Source organism: Flavobacterium rhamnosi, assembly GCF_048286515.1.
Taxonomy (GTDB): Bacteria; Bacteroidota; Bacteroidia; order Flavobacteriales; family Flavobacteriaceae; genus Flavobacterium.
The window spans coordinates 50367-66554 of record NZ_JBLVPS010000011.1; the positions used below are offsets into that span (position 1 = coordinate 50367).

Here is a 16188-nt window from a genome sequence, read left to right on the forward strand (position 1 = left end):
TTTTGACTACCTTTACCGCCGTTAAATATGTTTTATGATTAAATGGTTTAGTTTAGGATTTTGGGAATTAATAGCTCGAGTTGTCCTTAGAAATAGAATTTTAATGTTATCCGTTATTGTAGCGATAACAGCCCTTTTAGCGATGCAATGGAAGAATATCCATTTCACTTTTACTGAAGCCAACTTATTACCGGACGACAATATTGTAAATATAGAATACAATGCCTTTTTGAATAAATTTGGCGAAGAAGGAAATCTAGTCATCCTAGGCGTAAAAGACAATGCTATTTTTACTCCAAAAGCCTACGTTTCCTGGAGTAAACTAATGAACAGCCTTAAAGAAGACAAGGCGGTTGATTTGGTTATTTCCTTAAACGACTTAAAGAAATTACAGAAAAACGATTCGCTCCAAACCTTCGAATTGGTTCCTTTTGTTGATCAAACCAAAACTGTTGACAAAGTCTATCTCCAGAAAATAAAAAGAGAACTTTTCAACGATTTACCTTTTTACGAAGGATTACTTTTCAATAAAAGATCGGGAAGTATTCGTTCCGCAGTTTACCTGGACAAAAAAATTGTAAACACTGCTGAGCGAAAAGAATTTATTCTCGGCAAATTAGTTCCTGCAGTAGAAACATTTGAAAAAGAAACCGGAATTGATCTTCGTGTTTCTGGAATGCCATACATAAGAACACTAAATGCACAAACGATATTAAACGAAATAGGAATTTTTATTGGAGCTTCATTATTGGTTACCTCATTGCTATTCTTTTTCTTTTTCAGAAGTTTTAGAGCGACCTTAATTTCAATGATTATTGTAATCATTGGTGTCATGTGGTCGTTTGGATTTTTAGGATTATTAAATTACGAAATCACAGTTTTAACTGCTCTGGTTCCTTCTCTAATCATCGTTATCGGGATTCCAAATTGTATTTTCCTAACCAATAAATACCATCAGGAGTACAAAGTCCATCGAAATAAAGTCAAAGCTCTCCAACGTGTTACTACTAAAGTAGGAATGGCAACACTGATGACTAACCTTACTACAGCCATTGGTTTTGCTACATTTATTGCCTCAAATAATCAATTATTATTAGAATTCGGTGTCGTAACCTCGATAAATATCATGGCACTTTTCTTTTTGTGCATTATTGTTATCCCTATTTTTCATAGTTACATCCCACCTCCAAAAGACAGACATATTGAGCATTTAGATCGAAATTACGTTAAGGTTTTTATGGATTGGATTCTGAGAAACGTAAAATATAATAGATTTTCGATATACGTGGTTGCAGTTATCCTTTTGGTAATTAGCATTATTGGCATTTACAAAATGCGCATTTCGGGTAGCTTAATTGAAGACATGCCCAAAAAAGAGGCGTTTTTTGAAGATATTGTTTTCTTCGAAAAAGAATTTGATGGCGTTATGCCCCTGGAAATAATGATTGACACCAAACGTAAAAAAGGAGTCATGAAATTGTCCACGCTTAGGCGAATGGAAGAACTAGAAGAAACCATTGACGAAATTCCGGAACTGTCAAAACCCATTTCAATTGTCAATTTAGTTAAATATTCTAAGCAAGCATATTATAATGGAAATCCAGAATATTATGAACTGCCGACCTCACAAGAACAATCGTTTATATTGTCGTATGCAAAAAATGCCACTAAAAATTCGAAAGACAATTTAATGAAAAGCTACGTGGATGCGACAGGACAATATGCGCGGATTACCACTTTTATGCGCGATGAAAGCGGGGACAATATTGCCAAAATTGAAGCTGAGATTCGCAAAAAAGCCGATAAAATTTTCCCTTCAGACCAGTATAAGGTTACCATTACGGGAAAAGCACTGGTTTTCCAAAAAGGAACCGGCTACCTACTGGACAATTTACTTTCTTCTCTGCTTTTTGCCTTTTTCCTGACAGCACTTTTGGTCGCTTTTATGTTCCGTTCCTTAAAAATGGTTCTGGTTTCCATTATCCCGAATCTATTACCATTAATGTTAACCGCCGGGATTATGGGCTTTCTGGACATTCCGTTGAAACCGTCAACAATATTGGTTTTCGGTATCGCATTTGGGCTTTCGGTTGATGACACGGTCCGATTCTTGTCACAATACCGCGAAGAATTAAAGAAAAATAAATGGAAAATACGCAAATCCGTTTACGCTACATTTACGGATGCCGGTTTAAGTATGTTTTATACTTCCATCGTATTATTCTTTGGTTTTTCTGTATTTATGCTGTCCAGTTTTGGAGGAACAATCGCTCTTGGCGGATTGATCTCGTTGACTTTATTATTTGGAATGCTGTCAAATTTAATGTTGCTTCCTGCTTTGGTGCTGACCTTGAATAAAACATTGGCAAACGAACAGGATTTCATCGAGCCAAAAATTGACATCATTGAACCAAGTGATGAGGAGATTGATGCTTTAAAGAAAAAATAGCATTTTATTTTTCGAAACTTTTTCTCGCTATCCGTTGCTGTCTTTGTGTAAAAAAAAACAAAGGAGCTGTACTACTATAATTGCGTAATTCTTTAGCAAGGAGTCAAATCTTTCCATTGCGCTACTTCCGACTACAGCTTTATCTTTTTTGAGGTCATTTTCATTAACTAAAAAAGGATAAAGCCATAAAGCGGGAAATAGTTCCTAAATAACTGAATAGTCTTAGTTATTTGCCTTCTCCAATATGTTTAAACCCATATTATACAGAGTAAATGCCTGAATATCTACATTTTCCTGAATGGTTGCCGCTACAGATTTTCCTGCACCGTGACCTGCATTGATATCAATTCGGATTAGGGTCGGGTTGCTTCCAGTCTGTTTTTCTTGTAATTCGGCAGCAAATTTAAAACTGTGCGCCGGCACTACTCTATCGTCATGATCGCCAGTAGTAATCATCGTTGCTGGATATTGTATTCCTTTTTTTATGTTGTGTACAGGAGAATACCCCCTAATATAATCAAACATTTCCTTACTGTCTTGTGATGTTCCATAATCATATGCCCAACCTGCACCTGAGGTAAAAGTATGGTAGCGCAGCATATCCATGACACCTACGGCTGGCAAAGCGACTTTCATCAACTCCGGACGCTGGCTCATAGTGGCGCCCACCAACAACCCTCCGTTTGATCCGCCACGGATGGCAAGAAACTGAGAGGAAGTGTATTTTTGAGCAATCAGATATTCTGCAGCTGCGATAAAATCATCAAATACATTTTGCTTTTGCATTTTGGTTCCTGCATCATGCCATTTTTTTCCATACTCGCCTCCACCACGCAAGTTTGGAACCGCGAAAACGCCTCCGTTTTCCATCCATACGGCATTAGCAATACTGAAACTTGGTGTTAAACTCACATTAAATCCACCATAACCATACAGCATTGTTGGATTTGTCCCGTCGAGTTTCAATCCTTTTTTATGGGTGATAATCATTGGAATTTTGGTCCCGTCTTTAGAAGTGTAAAACACTTGATTGGACTCATATTCTTCGCTCTTGAAATCTACTTTTGGTTTTTGATATACCGTAGAGATTCCCAATTTTTGTTCAAACGAATAGACAGAGCCTGGAGTGACGTAATTGGTAAACGAATAATAGAGTATTTTTTCTTTTTTCTTTCCGCTAAAACCAGCTGCTGTTCCTATACCCGGTAATTGAATCTCACGAACCAGCTTTCCAGAATAATCGTACTGTTTCACAACTGAAACGGCATCTTTCATATAATTAGCAAAGAAATATCCTCCGCCTGTGGATGGAGATAATACATTCTCCGTTTCTGGAATGAAATCTTTCCAGTTCTCCGGTTTTGGGTTCTCGACCTGAACGGTAACAATGCGTTTGTTAGGTGCATTCAAGTCAGTTACAATGAATAATTTTTCACCTTCGTTATCAATTATATAGTTAGAACCCTTGAAGTTATCAACAATAGTCACAAGAGGACTGTTGGGTTTTGTCAAATCTTGTATATACAATTCATTTCCATACGTGGAAGTTGATGCTGTAATGACCAAATAATGATCATCCTCCGTAACGCTGCCATCTACATAACGTCGTTTTTGCTCGGCACCAAAAATAATCTGATCCTCTTTTTGCGAGGTTCCTAACTTATGGAAATACAATTTATGTTGGTCTGTCTTTGCCGACAATTCGCTCCCTTTTGGTTTATCGTAACTGGAATAATAGAACCCTTCATTTCCTCTCCAAGATATGCCACTGAATTTAACATCAACTATGGTATCTTCAATTATTTTTTGGGTAATTGCATCCATGATTATGACTTTTCTCCAATCACTTCCGCCTTCTGAAATGGCATATGCCACTTTAGAACCGTCTTTGGAGAAATCCAGTCCGCCAAGGGAAGTGGTTCCGTCTTTAGAAAAAGTATTGGGATCCAAGAAAACAGTTTCTTTTCCTTTCTTGTCTTTTCTGTACAACACCGATTGGTTTTGTAGGCCATTATTTTTGGAGTAATATGTAAAATTACCCTCGATAAAAGGCGCACCTATTTTCTCATAATTCCACAATTTTTCCATCCTTACTTTTAACGCATTGCGAAATGGAATTTTAGCTAAATAATCGTAGGTTACTTCATTTTGAGATTTTACCCAGGCCCCGGTTTCGGCAGATTTATCATCTTCGAGCCAGCGATAGGGATCAGGAAGTTTCGTATCAAAATATACATCGACCGTTTCTCCCTTATTTGTAGTTGGATATTTTATTGGGTTTTGGTTTTGACCAAAAGATGAAATAGTAGTTGAAACTGCCATTATTAAAAAAAATTTTTTCATTATACGTGCTTTAGTTCATTATAAAAATAGACAAATAATTTAGCGTTTTATATCAAGGAAAGTAGTAAGATAATAGTAGTCTATGAAATTGCTTTTTTGTTACAATATTCTTGCTGCAATGTTCTTATAAATTATTCCTATGAATTGCATTCCATAAATTTTCAAAAAACGCTACTCTAGAATAGCGTTTTTATGTTTTCCTTATACTGCAGTGTTACAAAGTAAAATTTAGCCCAAAAACAAAGCTTCTTCCTATATTAGGAATTCCATCGGTTTTCAATCTGGAAAGGTGGGCGATATATCTTTTGTCCAGTAAATTATTACCATTAAGGTTAATATCAAAAGCTGTTTTACCTAGTTTCACCTTTCCTCCAAAACCGATATTCACCAAGGAATAACCATTGGATTTCGTCTCAAAACCACTTACATTACTTTGATTGAAAGTAGTAGAAAAATTCAAAGTGGCAAAACCATCTTCGAGCCAGTTTTTGATTTTAAACTCTGTTCTAATAGTGTTATTCCAATTGTTAGCCGGAATTAAGGGCAAATACTCACCGTTTTGCTTCTTCCCCGTAACGGTTTCGAAACTGGTTTCATAATGCAACCAATCCAAAGGATGCGGATGAAAATGCAATCCAATTTCACCACCGTACAATTTGGCATCATTCTGAATGTAATCAAAAACCGCGTTTTCATCGATCACAACACCGGTTGGTGATGTATAAATATAATTGTTGATATGATTATAAAATCCGTTTACAAAAAACTCGAAATGATCCGTTCTGTATTCCAAATTCAAATCAGTTTGTATGTTCTGCTCGGTTTTCAAATCACGATTTCCGACTTCATAGCGATTCGTTCCTTCATGAACACCATTGGAAGTTAGTTCGGCAAGGTTTGGCGCTCTAAACCCAGAAGCAAGATTCAGTCGTAAAGTCAAATCATCGGTCAGATTCGTTTTGTATCCTAACGAAGCATTAAAACTGTCATATGATTTTTCGATAGCTTCAAAAGAGCCTTCCGTTCCAGCAATACCATATGCTTCGGTGCTGATTTTTCGATTATCAAAACGTAAACCAGCCTGGAGCACATTCGTTTTCCATTGGTAATAAGCGGTTCCAAAAACACCAAAATCATTTATAATCGCATCCGGAATTAAATATTCTTCTCCTGAGTTGGCGTTGGTTTGGTGCATTCCCTGAATTCCAAAAATAGTTTCTACTTTCCCAATTACAGGCAGATGATATTTTGCGTCGTAATTAAATGTTTTTAGTTTCATATGCAACACTGCAACATCGCTATCTTCAAATTCGCTTCGATCATTGACAATATAACCCAAATCGACATCCAGTTTTGAGTTCTTGAAAAAGAAAACATTGTTCAAACTCAGCAAATGATTAAAGACGCCTTGTTTTGGAAATTCTGGTTTTTTACTACTGGTTTGTACTGTAATACCATCTTCTGGAATCCCTAAATCGAGTTTATTGTAATTGTAACGCAATACACTTGAAAATTTGGCGTTGTTGAGCCCAATTCCTGTTTTAAAATCCGTCTCATTGTAGCGGGTATTAAGTACCCGCGCACCGTCTGCAATTTTATAATCGGAATGTGTATTGTAGCTTCCTCGAGCAAGAAACTTCCAGTTATCACTAGATGTTTTCACTCCCAATGAAGAATTACTGCCTAAGGTATTCGAGAAATATTTTTGACTGAAATTAGCTTTAAACGTATTGGCATCAGCAAATTTTTCGGGATTAAAATATAAAACGCCCCCCAAAGCATCCGAACCATACAACAAAGAAGCTGGTCCTTTTATCACCTCAACACTTTCTATTCCTGAGTCATTTAATCCCAATCCGTGTTCGTCACCAAACTGTTGATTTTCTATACGAACTCCTTGAGAATAAACTAAAACACGATTCCCACTCAAACCTCGAATCACCGGTTTACCAATAGAAGTTCCTGTAGAAACCTGTGAAACACCTGGAATAGTAGCCAGTCCCTCTATCAAAGTTGCGGTTCCTTTTCGCTGCATATTTTTGATGCTTTCGTGTTCCACCTTCATCACATTTTGTGATTGTATTTTATTGAAAGCAGTCGAAACAATCACTTCATCCATCTCAAATATTGTTTCTTCGAGCACTACATCTAGTATGTTTTCTTTTTGCAAACTGCTTATGGTTTTATGCTGCGTTCCAAATCCTATAAAAGCAAAGGTGAGTTTTAATTTTCCGTTAGGGAGATTGGTAAATGCGAATTTTCCATTCTCATCGGTTGTTGTTCCTTTATGCAATTCTGATGCATAGACCGAAACTCCTTTTATAGGATGATTTGCACTATTAATTACGACACCTGATATCGAATTTTGCGCTTGAAGCATCGCCGAAAACCCCAAAAATAGGGCTATAATAAATTTTTTCATTGAAAATTATTGTATTGTTCCATTAGCCAACGTACTCAAAAGAGATAGTGTCGAGCCTGGAATTATTTAGTAAATAAAAAATACATCCATAAAAAATCAACTAAACAAGTTTGACTTTGTACGGAAAATGAATTGGATTTAACAATTTACTGGGGGACCACGATGGGAATACAAACTTCCGGAAAACGAAAGAATCGTTTCTGTGGTGGCAAAGAAATAAGGTATTTCTTTGTATTGGATATATAATTGATAGGAGAAATCAACCGTGGAAATGTAACTACTGGAGGTGAATTCACAAACTAAACAATGGTCAAAACCTCTATGCTGATGGGTTAATTCTGCCTTATTAGAATCATGCTTGTGATAACAGACTTTTTCTGAAAATTTCTTTTCCAGATGCTCATATCCATGAAACGATTGAAACACTATGGAAAACAATAGTGCACTCGCAAAGAAAAGATTTATTATGAGCTGTTTCTTTTTCATTCGCCACAAAGGTAATAAAACTAAAATATAACCTCTATTTAAAACAAAAAAACTACAACGCTAAATTAGAGTTGTAGTTTTATATAGAATAGACATGCGCTGCGGCGCAACGCTTCCTGTCAAAATTAATTTAATTACACCAATTTAGCTGCAATCAAATATTCTGCAATTTGTATTGTGTTTGTAGCTGCTCCCTTTCTCAAGTTATCAGCAACAATCCACATATTCAAAGTATTTTCCTGGCTTTCGTCACGACGAATTCTACCGACAAAAACATCGTCTTTCCCTTGCGCATACATTGGCATTGGGTATGTATAAGTATCATTGTTGTCTTGAACTACAACACCATCGGTATGATGCAAAATATTTCTTATTTCGTTAACATCAAAATCACTGGTGAATTCAACATTTACTGCTTCGCTGTGTCCACCAACGATAGGCACACGAACAGCTGTAGCTGTAACCGCAATAGCGTTATCACTTAATATTTTTTTAGTTTCACGAACCAATTTCATTTCTTCTTTGGTGTATCCATTGTCTTCAAATGAGTCACATTGTGGAATTGCATTTCTGTGAATTGGATATTTGTAAGCCATTTCACCTTGTGCACCTGCGTATTCATTTTCTAATTGCTGAACTGCTTTTACCCCTGTTCCGGTAATGGACTGGTAAGTAGAGACAATCACACGTTTAATATTATATTTTCTATGCAGTGGCGCCAAAACCAATACCATTTGAATGGTAGAACAGTTTGGATTTGCAATGATTTTATCTTCTTTAGTCAATTCACCTGCATTAATTTCAGGAACGATCAATTTTTTAGTTGGGTCCATTCTCCAAGCTGATGAATTATCGATAACGGTTGTTCCCGCTGCTGCAAATTTCGGAGCCCATTCCAGTGAAGTATCACCACCTGCAGAAAACAAAGCAATATCCGCTTTCATGTCCACAGCAGTTTGCATACCCACCACTTTATATTTTTTACCTTTATATTCTATTTCTTTTCCAACTGATCTTTCAGAAGCAACAGGAATTAATTCTGTTACAGGAAAATTTCTTTCTGCCAATACTTTTAACATTACTTCGCCAACCATTCCAGTAGCGCCTACAACTGCTATTCTCATAGTATATTTTATTATTGAGTACTAAATTTGAATAGCAAAAGTAAGTAATATTCAAATCAAAACAAGCGTGTTCACAAAAAATAACAAAATGTTACAAATATAACACTTAGTTGTTTAGATATGCAACAAGGCATTGTTTAACTATTTAAAAGAAAACCGCCTCAATAGGAAGCGGTTTAGTTGCAAAGGGTATTATTTTTTCAATAAATCTCTAATTTGTGTAAGCAATTCTTCCTGCGTAGGTCCGGCTGGAGCAGCAGGTGCAACTTCTTCTTTCTTCCTGGCTTTTTCAGCAGCCCTTAAAATAACAAAAATAAAGAAGGCAATGATAACGAAGTTAATAATAGCCTGAACTAAATTACCATAAGTAATTACAGCAGCTCCAGCAGTTTTCGCAGCAGCCAAACTTTCATAACTATTTCCATCCAGTGTGATGAATTTCTGTGTAAAATCAATTCCACCAGTAAGTAAACCTACAATTGGCATAATAACGTCATCTACAGCAGAACCAACAATTTTTCCAAACGCAGCACCAATAACCACCGCAGTTGCTAAACTCAATACATCGCCTTTCATTAAAGAGGCCTTAAAATCGCCGAAAAATCCCATAATTATTTTTTTTAGGTTAAAAAATATATTTAATTTACACGAATTTAATCAAAATTTTAATACAATTAACAGTCTAACCTTACTAATTACTCTCGATAAAACACCCGTTTTACTCGTTGAGAAATACTGGTAAGAATCTCGTACGGTATCGTGCTTAATTTTTGGGCAATGTAATTCACAGTTGGGTTTTCACCAAAAATAATTGCCGCATCACCTTCTTTGCAATCAATTCCACTTACATCCACCATTAACATATCCATGCAAATACTGCCAAGAATACTTGCTTTTTCATTCTTAATAATTACAAAACCAACCCCATTTCCCCATCCTCTGAAAATTCCATCAGCATAACCTATGGGAATCGTAGCTATTTTTGTTGGTTTCTCTGCTATAAATCGCCTACCATAACCTACACTTTCACCCGCCGGAATGGTCCTTATTTGCGAAATTACTGATTTTAGCGTTCCTACGTTTTCTAAATGCTTCTGTTCCTCACTGTCATTTGAAACTCCGTAAAGTCCAATTCCCAGACGCACCATATCGTATTGCGAATCTTGATAATTAGTAATCCCTGAAGTATTTAAAATATGCCGAATGGGTTGTATTTGCAATTCCGACATCAACTTTGAGGATAGTTTCTCAAATAAATCAATTTGTGAATATGCAAAATCTTTGAATTCCAAATCATCACTTGTCGCCATATGTGATAAAATACTTTTTATTTCAACTGTTTGATTTCCTTTCAATATTGCAATCAAATCATCAATCGTGTTGTTCTCAAACCCCAAACGATGCATCCCTGTATCCAGCTTTATATGAATAGGGAAATATTTCAATTTTTTTTGCTCCGCGATTTTTAAGAAAGCTCGTAATCCTTTCAAGCTATAAATTTCGGGTTCTAAATGATGTTGAATAATTGCCGAAAAACTGGTTGTTTCTGGATTCAATACCATAATTGGCAAATGAATCCCTCCATTTTTTAACGAGATACCTTCGTCGGCGAAGGCTACGCCCAAATAATCCACTTTATGATGTTCCAATAATTTGGCTATTTCAAGACCACCGCTTCCGTAACCAAAAGCTTTTACCATAACCATTATTTTAGTTTTGGGTTTCAGCTTTGATTTGAAAAAATTCAAGTTATGACTGATAGCATTCAGGTTTATTTCCAGAACAGTTTCATGTTTTTTCTCTTCTAGTAAAGCTACAATTTCTTCAAAATGAAACGTGCGAGCTCCTTTAATCAAAATTGTTTCATCACTAAAATTCAAATCTTCAAAACTTGAAATAAAGGCTTCAGTATTTTTAAAACTAATACAGTTCGTAAACTTATTTTCGAATGACGAAATAGTTTCACCAATCCCGATAACCCTTGTAATTTTATTAGAAATAATGAGTTGGGAAACTTTCGAGTATAATTCCTCATTGGACAGACCACTTTGGAAAATATCAGATAATATGAGCGTCTTTTTTTGACGTTTATTTTGGCTTTCCAAAAAGTCCAAGGCGATTTTCAATGATTGAAAATCGGAACTATAACTATCATCAATAACACTGCAATTATTTATTCCGTTTTTAACTTTCAAACGCATTTCGACTGGATACAACAATTTCACTCGATTCTGAATCGTTACTGTATCATATTCAAAATATAACAAAACCATCAAACACGAAATCGCATTTTCAACAGATGCTTTATCCTGAAATGGGATTGCTAATTCAAATGGATCCTGTTTATATCGATAATGAATTGTAGTGCTGCCATTTTTAATTACTGTATTAAAGACGAAGACATCAGCATCTTTGGAGTCAAAACTCCATGAAAATGATTTTGTTTTCTTAGTAATAAAGGAAGCAACACACTCGTTTTTTTGATAAATCACCACTTCTGAATCTTCAAAAAGGCGCATTTTCTCTTCTATTTTCTCTTCTAAATTGGCGAAACCTTCATCATGTGCAGAACCAATATTTGTTAAAACCCCAATCGTTGGCTTGATAATAGGCTTCAGTTTTTCCATTTCTGAACCCGTAGAAATCCCAGCTTCAAAAAGTCCAAGATTGTGTTGCTCATTGATAGCCAAAACCGACAACGGAACTCCAACTTGTGAGTTATAACTTTTTGGGCTTCGAATAATATTATAATCCGGACTTAGGAGAAAATTCAGCCATTCTTTTACTATAGTTTTACCGTTACTTCCGGTCAATCCTATAATAGGAAAAGAGAAAAGACTTCGATAATACGCTGCGATTTTTTGCAAGGCTTGTAATGTATTTTCGACAACCAGAAAATTGGCTTTACCCTCACAATCTTCAGGAATATGGGTAACAACAAAATTCTGAACACCTTTTTCAATTAAATCTTTTACGTAAAAATGTGCATCATTATTGGTTCCAACCAATGCAAAAAACAAGGTTTGCATACCATTTTGCAACGAGCGACTGTCGATAGAAATAGTATCAATTGAAAGGGCACTGTTGTCGCCTACAAATTTAGCCTGAATTTGAGGGATAATATTTTGGATTTTTAGACTCATTGATTTGCAACGCGAATGACGCTAATTTTACTGATTGGTATGAACTGTTACATAGAAAAGAAAGAATCGAAAATTTTGTATAAGCAACAATTAATCGGTTTCTTTCTAAAACTTCTTCAAAAATAACACTTCTTTTCATAATGAAGACTTCGAAACGTTACAATTTATAGCTATTCCCTGTTTAATAAAATCCGAACGAAATCCCCTTTTAAAGCAGTATAAAAGTTAAAAACACCATAAATCTACACTAACTATTTTATCAGAATCGTTATATTTGTTAGTACAAACAACACTTGAAATTTTGAAAAAAATCCTGCCAATATTCTCTTATATTTTCCACCCAATATTCATACCGATAATGGCGGCTTTGGTTTACCTTTTTTTCAACCTTTCTCTTTTTGTCAATCAGGAAAAACTTTTCATTTTATTCCAAATCTTAATTGTTACGGTAATCATTCCCATTCTGCTTTTTTTAGTATTACGGGCTGCGGGAAGAATCGATTCTATAATGATAGCTGAAGTCTCACAACGAAAAATACCACTGATAATTCACTGTTTTCTCCTTATTTTATTAGTTCGAAAAAGCATCACTTTGGACCGATATCCCGAATTGCATTTTTTCTTTTTGGGAGCATTGATGAGTACTCTGCAAGCATTAGTATTATCCTTTTTTAAGACAAAAGCCAGTCTTCATATGATGGGTATAAGCTCCCTAACCGTTTTTGTTATGGGATTAAGCTTGCACTATCAAATCCAAAATAGCTTTATGATCACGGTTTTAATACTTATAAATGGCTGTGTGGCTTCATCCCGTTTAGAAATGAAAGCCCATACTCCTTCAGAATTGATTCTTGGTTTTCTTTTAGGAAGCGTACCGCAACTGCTTTTGTTATATTTATGGTTATAAAATATAGAAAATAATTCCAATATTAAAGGATTTCATAGCTATGGGCTGACCATCAATTTTGGCAGATTTAAATAATGAATTCAAACCATAATAGGCATATACATTTATCGTATTATAGCCCGATGAAATATAAACACCATATAAAAAATCATTGAAGTCCTTATTTCCCGTAACGATTATTTTCCCCTGATCATCTTTAAAAATGGATCGGTCATAAATTAAATAACTGAATTTAACGCCACCATATATTCTCCAAAACTTATAGTTCTCATAGGTCGATGTTCTCCATCTGAACTCAATGGGAACATCCACTAATAGTTGTGAAAACTTATTCTTACTAAAGACTGTTTCTGCATCGATAATTGAATAAACCAAGTTTTGATCCGATTTATAGATCGCAAGATCCTGATTGTAATCATTATAAGAAATACCTATTCCGGACGCTATTGCAATGGTTCTGTTTTTATTTATAGGCATATCCCTAAGAAAGCCGACAGAAAAACCAGTTGACAATTTGCTCTGCGATAAACCTTCCGGTTTGTTCGTTAAAGTATTGTATGTAAATCCAAAATAAAACTGATCTTCTCTATAAAGGGAATCAATTTTGACTTTTGGATCATTTTCAGCAATCACATTTTCTTGGGAAAAAAGATTGAAAACGGATAAGAAAAGAAAACAATTAAGAAATAACCGCATATTGTTTTTGGGTTTAAAATTGCTGGCTGATAATTTCAAACACATTATTAGTTTTTACTTCTCATTGCAGCATTACAAATATACCAATTTGATGGTTTTATTATAGGTAATGCTGATAAATAAACTTTTAATAAGTCCAGAATATTTTTTAATAAATATATTCTCAGGCTTAAAATCTAATCTTATAAACTTTTTTCAATCCCCATTTCAAGACCCCTTAGTTCCGCCAATCCACGTAAACGTCCGATTCCGGAATACCCGGGATTTGTTTTCTTATTCAAATCATCCAGCATTTGATGCCCATGATCAGGTCTCATAGGAACAACTACGTTGCGGGATTTTTGGATTTGCAAAATCGCTTTTACTACGCCGTACATGTTTACATCTCCTTCCAAATGATTGGCTTCAAAAAAGCTGCCTTCTGCATCTCTTTGTGTACTTCTTAAATGGATGAAATTCATTTTATTCCCATGACGTTCCACCATTCCCACCAAATCATTATCCGCACGAACACCATAAGAGCCAGTACACATTGTAAAACCATTTGATTGCGAATCAACGGCAGAAAGTAAGTCAATCAAATCTTCTTCGGTACTTACCACTCTTGGTAATCCAAGAATTGGATAGGGAGGATCATCAGGATGAATCGCCATCAAAACGCCTTCACTCTCAGCAACCGGAATGATTTCTTTCAAGAAATAAAAGAGGTTTTCTTTTAATCTTTTTCTGTCAATATGATTATATCCTTTTAGAATAGCAAGAAACTCTTCCACTGAATATGCTTCTTCGGCACCAGGAAGTCCTGCCAAAATATTCTGTTGCAGCTTGATTTTTTCTTCGTCATTTAACGCTTCAAAATAAGTAGTGGCAGCAGCTATCTGAGTTTTATTATAGGTTTCTTCCGCTCCCGGTCTTTTCAAAATAAATAATTCGAAAGCAGCAAAAGCATTAAAATCAAATCGAAGCGCTTTGGATCCATCCGGTAATTCATAAGCTAAGTCAGTTCTGGACCAATCAAGAACCGGCATGAAATTATAGCAAACACAGTGAAGTCCGCAAGTCGCAAGGTTTTTAATACTTTGCTTATAGTTTTCTATGTATTTCAGGTAATCACCCGTTTGTTTTTTAATGTCTTCATGTACCGGAATACTTTCAACAACGGACCATGTCAAACCAGATAATTCACCTCCTACTGTGGCGTTTTTGTATTCAATTAAATGTTTTCTTTTCAAAATTTCTTCTACTTCCCATACCTCTCCATTAGGAATATGATGTAAAGCGGTTACTACCCCCGTGGCTCCGGCTTGTAAAATATCTGATAATTGAACGGGATCGTTAGGCCCGAACCATCTTAATGTCTGTTCCATTTTTTCTCTTTATTAATTATTTAGATGCTTGATGCACCAAAACCTCCATCTACACTCACCGTTATTCCTGTGACAAACTTGGACATATCACTACACAAAAATAATAATATTCCGTCTAAATCTTCTGGAACTCCAAATCTTCCCATCGGAGTATGCTCTATAATTTTTTCTCCACGAGAGGTCAGGTTTCCGTCCGGATCCAGCAATAAGCTTCTGTTCTGTTCACCAATAAAAAATCCTGGGGCTATCGCATTCACACGAATTCCTTCCCCATATTTACCTGCCAATTCAACCGCCATCCATTTCGTAAAATTATCAATTGCCGCTTTTGATGCGGAATACCCAACTACCCTACTTAAGGGTCTTTGGGCCGTTGCCGAAGAAATATTTATGATAATTCCCGACTTTTGTTTTGCGAAAATTTCTGAAAATACTTGAGAAGGCAATATTGTTCCAATGATATTTAGATCCAATACTTTTTGCAAATCGTCCTTTGCCATATCATAAATCGCTTGATCAGGTCCAATGGTAGCGCCTGGAATATTTCCTCCAGCTGCATTTATCAGAATATCCAATTTCCCATATTTTTCAATAACAAAATCACGAATTTCTTCCAGATCTGCTTTATCCAACACATTTGCTTTGACAGCAAAAGCTTCACCACCTTCTTTCTTAATTACTTCAACCGCTTTTTCTGCTTTTTCAATTGTTGATCCCACAATACCTGTAATTACTCCATATTGCGCCAATATTCTTGCCATACTGCTTCCTAGAACCCCTGATCCTCCAGTTATTATCGCTACTTTTCCTTTCAGATTAAATAATTCTTCCGTTTTCATGTACTTATTTTTATATTTTTTAATAATTTCTAAAGTCGATTTAATTGTCAATTCGTCAATTAAAATATTTTTATTCTAAAATCGACGAACGCTATTTCATTACAGGAGCTTAATGTAATTTATCAGTGGTCAAAAGCTTTTTCCCATTAAATCATAAAAACCGCACCTTTGGTTACTTCTCTTTTTGCATTAAATCATGTACGATTTCAAAATAAGGTGCAAAATTATAGCAAAAATTCTTAAAACCTTCAACAATCGCTTCCAGAAAACAACTATTTCATGAAAATTAGCTTCAAAATATAATATTTGTTCGAAAGTTGCAATGCTTTACTGAGGACATTGAAAATTTGTTACTCAAATTATTAATAAACAGTAGCCTAATTAAGCATAATCCTCTGAACTATTCACCGTC

At 35.4% G+C, this 16188-nt stretch carries 11 protein-coding genes; 2 read left to right on the forward strand and 9 right to left on the reverse strand.

Annotated features, from left to right (window positions below):
* Nucleotides 1-34: 34 nt before the first annotated feature.
* Nucleotides 35-2449 carry an efflux RND transporter permease subunit gene (locus ACNQGN_RS10595; protein ID WP_417987803.1) on the forward strand — a complete coding sequence of 805 codons (2415 nt, stop codon included), beginning with the start codon at nucleotides 35-37 and terminating at the stop codon, nucleotides 2447-2449.
* Nucleotides 2450-2671: 222 nt separating this feature from the next.
* On the opposite strand, the gene ACNQGN_RS10600 is transcribed toward ACNQGN_RS10595, so the two are convergent.
* From ACNQGN_RS10600 to ACNQGN_RS10625, 6 genes are all read right to left on the reverse strand, one after another.
* On the reverse strand, nucleotides 2672-4792 hold the full coding sequence (locus tag ACNQGN_RS10600; protein WP_417987804.1) for a prolyl oligopeptidase family serine peptidase: 2121 nt from the start codon (nucleotides 4790-4792) through the stop codon (nucleotides 2672-2674).
* Nucleotides 4793-5006: 214 nt separating this feature from the next.
* Nucleotides 5007-7214 carry a TonB-dependent receptor gene (locus ACNQGN_RS10605; protein ID WP_417987805.1) on the reverse strand — a complete coding sequence of 736 codons (2208 nt, stop codon included), beginning with the start codon at nucleotides 7212-7214 and terminating at the stop codon, nucleotides 5007-5009.
* Between the two features lie 138 nt (nucleotides 7215-7352).
* Nucleotides 7353-7700: a hypothetical protein gene (locus ACNQGN_RS10610; RefSeq protein ID WP_417987806.1), complete on the reverse strand. Its 348-nt coding sequence runs from the start codon at nucleotides 7698-7700 to the stop codon at nucleotides 7353-7355.
* A 134-nt stretch (nucleotides 7701-7834) separates the two neighbouring features.
* On the reverse strand, nucleotides 7835-8824 hold the full coding sequence (locus ACNQGN_RS10615) for an aspartate-semialdehyde dehydrogenase (RefSeq protein WP_417987807.1): 990 nt from the start codon (nucleotides 8822-8824) through the stop codon (nucleotides 7835-7837).
* Nucleotides 8825-9016: 192 nt separating this feature from the next.
* Nucleotides 9017-9433, reverse strand: a complete 417-nt coding sequence (gene mscL / locus ACNQGN_RS10620; protein ID WP_417987808.1) for a large conductance mechanosensitive channel protein MscL — start codon at nucleotides 9431-9433, stop codon at nucleotides 9017-9019.
* Nucleotides 9434-9519: 86 nt separating this feature from the next.
* On the reverse strand, nucleotides 9520-11967 hold the full coding sequence (locus ACNQGN_RS10625) for a bifunctional UDP-N-acetylmuramoyl-tripeptide:D-alanyl-D-alanine ligase/alanine racemase (RefSeq protein ID WP_417987809.1): 2448 nt from the start codon (nucleotides 11965-11967) through the stop codon (nucleotides 9520-9522).
* A gap of 301 nt (nucleotides 11968-12268) precedes the next feature.
* Here ACNQGN_RS10625 and ACNQGN_RS10630 point away from each other — a divergent pair, with 301 nt between their 5' ends.
* Nucleotides 12269-12874 (forward strand): hypothetical protein, encoded by a 606-nt coding sequence (locus ACNQGN_RS10630; protein ID WP_417987810.1) that lies wholly within the window; start codon nucleotides 12269-12271, stop codon nucleotides 12872-12874.
* On the opposite strand, the gene ACNQGN_RS10635 is transcribed toward ACNQGN_RS10630, so the two are convergent.
* The 3 genes from ACNQGN_RS10635 to ACNQGN_RS10645 form a co-directional block, all read right to left on the reverse strand.
* On the reverse strand, nucleotides 12869-13570 hold the full coding sequence (locus tag ACNQGN_RS10635) for a porin family protein (RefSeq protein ID WP_417987811.1): 702 nt from the start codon (nucleotides 13568-13570) through the stop codon (nucleotides 12869-12871). The genes ACNQGN_RS10630 and ACNQGN_RS10635 overlap by 6 nt on opposite strands.
* 182 nt (nucleotides 13571-13752) lie before the next feature.
* Nucleotides 13753-14937, reverse strand: coding sequence for a mannonate dehydratase (gene uxuA, locus ACNQGN_RS10640; protein ID WP_417987812.1), 1185 nt, complete (start codon nucleotides 14935-14937; stop codon nucleotides 13753-13755).
* Nucleotides 14938-14957: 20 nt separating this feature from the next.
* Nucleotides 14958-15776, reverse strand: a complete 819-nt coding sequence (locus tag ACNQGN_RS10645; protein ID WP_417987813.1) for an SDR family oxidoreductase — start codon at nucleotides 15774-15776, stop codon at nucleotides 14958-14960.
* Nucleotides 15777-16188: the final 412 nt, after the last annotated feature.